We start from the raw sequence: 3,644 nt of genomic DNA on the forward strand, positions 1-3,644 counted from the left end.
AAAAAGAAAAGGCATGAAAACGTACTGTTGAAGCCACAGTAGCACTACTGCTAAATCAAGGAATAACGAAAGGAACGGGCTGTTTCGTTCCTTTCTTGAATTTTCTTTGGTTACTTTCTTTTTTTCAAGAAAAACAAAGTAACAAGCTGAGCATAAGAGTTTCTACTTTTTCCCGTAAGAAATCAAATTTGCCAAAATGCGATAAGCACCGTCAACAGCATAAGGAAGCTGTCGGTGAAACGCATAAGCGCAATACGTGTAATTACCCTTTCCATATTTAGCCATTAACCAACCGCCACTTTGAGGAGCCTGGCCAATATCATTTGTAGAAATAATAGGCACATAAGCAGTATCCCATGTTGAAAAAAACTTAGAACCACGTTGTTCAACCCAACTGTCAAAATCAACCAAAGTAATCTTATTGGGGAAATTTAGAACGGGGTGAGCAGGGTTAAGAATTTTTACAGGAGAATTCTCTTCTGAAATCTCTTCTGAATTTCCAGGTAGTTGAGCGGTATAAGGAGCCATTCGCTCTGGCACAAACTCAGGTGTCTGGAACAATACAAGTAAGTGCCCGCCGTTTTTAGCATAATTCAACAGCCGTTGATTGTAGGTGTTCAAGTCCTGGCGTACTGCATAGGCTCGGGTACCGATCATTATCACATCAAACTGTTCCAACTTGCCTGTTGACAAATCACTTGCTGTAAGCAATTGAACCTTCGCTCCCAGTTGTTCCAACCCTTGCGGTACCTCATCTCCCACACCCATTACATACCCTATGCTTATACCCGGTACTACATTTACGTCGATCCCTTTTATGCTTGCAACAGCAGGATGATACTGAAGTGCCTGGTCATTATCTCGATGAGAAATTAGATCATAACCTTCAGTATATGCTTTACCATTTGCTGTTGCTATTGCTTGCATTTGATATGCCTTTTCGTCTATCGTCGGTAATGATACTTTGAATGAATAGTTTGCTTTTTCACCTGACTTTGTAAAAGAAAATGGAGTGTTTAAAGGTTGAACCTTCCAACCAGCCGGGGTTTTCAAGGCAAGATTTCCACTTATTGGCCCATCAAAATTATTTACCAACTCAACCTTTGCATCTACCATTTTAACCTTGCTATTTTTTGGAATGATACCACTACGAGGCAACAGCTTCACTCCTATTGCCGGCGCAACCTTCAAAGAATATTTGTCATAACCATAGGGCAAGTTTGCCTGTCTTACCTGCACTGGCATCTGTATTTCTATCAACTGGTTATTGACTATGTAAGATGCTGACATTTGCAAAGGTGATGCTGACCAAGGCAAGTTTTCATTCTCCGAATCCTTTATTTGATACTGACTTTCCTGTATGGATTGCCGGCTAAAATAAGGTTGTGAAAAAGGAGTGTTATCAGCAACAGTCACGGTAAAAGCCATCTCCACTTTTTCGTTTTTCTGTAGGGGTTTTAGGTCCTGGATTGCCTGCTCAATCTTCCAGTTTCCACCGCCGATCAATTTAATACTCTTCGGTTCAATAACTGCCGAACTATTATTTACCAGGATCGTCTCCACCTTAAAAGGTTGTCCGGCAACTGCAAAACCCATTGTTGGCTGTGGTTCATAAAAATTCCTCTTCTCTTTTGTTCCTATTGGTACAGCCATCGCTTCCATGTGAATGCCAAGAGCAGAATTGATGGCGTCAGTGAATTGGCGTTCTTTGATTTGTAACATAAAAACCGCATCTCGCTGATCGGTCGACAAAGCAATTGCTTCGCGGGTTTTAGATAATCCATTGGTTAGAAAGGGCAAAATAGCTGTAGGATTTTGTGGTTCATAAGCATTCACAGCTTTTGTAATTTCAGCAGTTATTTCACTGAGTAATGTTGCAACCCCTGTCGGCGCAGTCTCTCGGGTTATCTTAAAAATTCCAGGCAGTGTCGTATCTATTCCGTCAAAAAAGGTGTTTTCTTTTTCGTCACTATTCACCTCGCTTTTCATCCGCTCATAATATTGCAGTGAAGGACCATAGACCTCATTTCTATGGCCGCCATTTTGCGAACGATGCAGGCTATAACCAAGCAGTGAAAAGTTTTTGTAGGTATCTCCCAACCACGGACTAAATTCTCCCGAATTCAACTGCACATTCCAATGTTCGGCGGGTCTTATCCCACCACGATAGAGCTTAAGTACTTTCCATGGCCTTAATCCTTCTTTGCTTATTTGTTCAGGAAACGCGGCCGGATCTGCTGCCATTGTAAACGCTAGCTGGCTTATCTCTCCCGCCGCCTGGTGATTACCGTGTCCATCGCGTGTGGTACCATGAAAACGGGAAACAATAACCAGGGGCTTGTTAATACGAATAACCCTTACCATTTCTGCCAGCACATTCTGCTTACCCCATTTTTCATATGCTTCCTCTACTCTCTTTGAAAACCCGTAATCGGCAAGTTTAGTAAAGTAGAGATCGTCTAATCCATAATAACTTCCTGCTAATAAAAATTCTTCGGTCCGTAATAAGCCGAGCTGATCAAAAGACTCTCCACCTAACACATTGCCACCGCTCTCACCACGGTTTAACGCCAGCAATGCTGTTCGCACACCCTTTCCACGGCTGAGATAAGTCAATAGGTCAGCATGCTCATCGTCGGGATGTGCCTGAGTGTGAAGCACACTAGCAGTAGTTGTTAGCTTCTGTAGTTTTTGCCATACACCTGATATTCCATGGTCTTGTGCCACATCTTTTGCCCCTTGTTTCTCTCCCGAAAGCGTCAAAACTTTGTAAAGAGGCCGACCGATGTTCTGAGCAAGAACATTTTGATTGGCGAAAAATATAACGGCAATTAGTAAAAACAGAGGAGAATTTTTCGGTAGCTTATTCATATAACTTTCGTGAATTTGAAAAACAATTTGTTGTAAAGGCTTTAGTAGCAATGCAAATACTATTGGTTAAGTTAAGCGTATTGCCGAGAAAAAAGAAAACTTGATTACCAGATAGAGACACAGGAAAATTTAGTATCTCAACACTTACGGTTCAATACCGTCATAGTGTTGTTCTTACAAAACCTGATGGCACAAATTTTTATCATTTTAGAAAAAAAGCTACATGGAAAACGATAATAAGTTCCCCGAACAAACTGCTCCTGAAAAAAATACTGATAATGCTTTTGTACAGGTTGGTAAAGACGGTGAACCAGTCATGCCTACTACTGATCAAAAGAAGACAGATATTGAAAAAGAGGAGAATAGTACTACACTAGACAAGAGATGAAATGGATTGTCTCCTCTACTTTTAATCATACTTTAGTTAAGAGCTTTTATGGCCCTTTTTTAATGTTTGCTTAAATCAATTTTGCAATTCAGGTTGGACGGCTGCAGTGGGTGTGATGACTAATGAAAGAGCTTGTTGCAAACATTGCATGTTATCCAAACATTGTTGTGTCACTCGCTTGTACTTTTTGTTTAGTCGCAGCTTTTTTTTGGCACCCGTGCATAGAGCATTTGTTCCCATTAATTCCACCAACAGGCAGTAGTAGCCACAGTAAAAATTGCTAGTGAAAAACGTATAAAAAGTAACGTTAAGCCAACTTATTATCGTTCTGACAACAGTTCTTGCATAAGGGACATCAGCCGGTTAGGTGCCAAGCGAAGGCGAA

At 41.0% G+C, this 3,644-nt stretch carries 2 protein-coding genes; one reads left to right on the top strand and one right to left on the bottom strand.

The features are described from left to right. Positions 1 to 162 precede the first annotated feature (162 nt). Positions 163 to 2,871, bottom strand: coding sequence for a PIG-L family deacetylase (locus tag SAE01_RS24000; protein WP_147206381.1), 2,709 nt, complete (start codon positions 2,869 to 2,871; stop codon positions 163 to 165). A 223-nt stretch (positions 2,872 to 3,094) separates the two neighbouring features. Between SAE01_RS24000 and SAE01_RS24650 the strand changes: the two genes are divergently transcribed. Beyond that, positions 3,095 to 3,259, top strand: coding sequence for a hypothetical protein (locus SAE01_RS24650; protein ID WP_170234263.1), 165 nt, complete (start codon positions 3,095 to 3,097; stop codon positions 3,257 to 3,259). The last annotated feature ends 385 nt before the right edge of the window (positions 3,260 to 3,644 follow it).

Origin of the sequence: Segetibacter aerophilus, assembly GCF_007991655.1 — a bacterium.
In the GTDB taxonomy this organism is placed as follows: Bacteria; Bacteroidota; Bacteroidia; order Chitinophagales; family Chitinophagaceae; genus Segetibacter; species Segetibacter aerophilus.

What these genes read in the sequence shown, in the direction of transcription:
- SAE01_RS24650 (WP_170234263.1), top strand. Translation starts at nt 3,095, where the DNA reads ATGGAAAACGATAATAAGTTCCCCGAACAAACTGCTCCTGAAAAAAAT.
- SAE01_RS24000 (WP_147206381.1), bottom strand. Translation starts at nt 2,871, where the DNA reads ATGAATAAGCTACCGAAAAATTCTCCTCTGTTTTTACTAATTGCCGTT.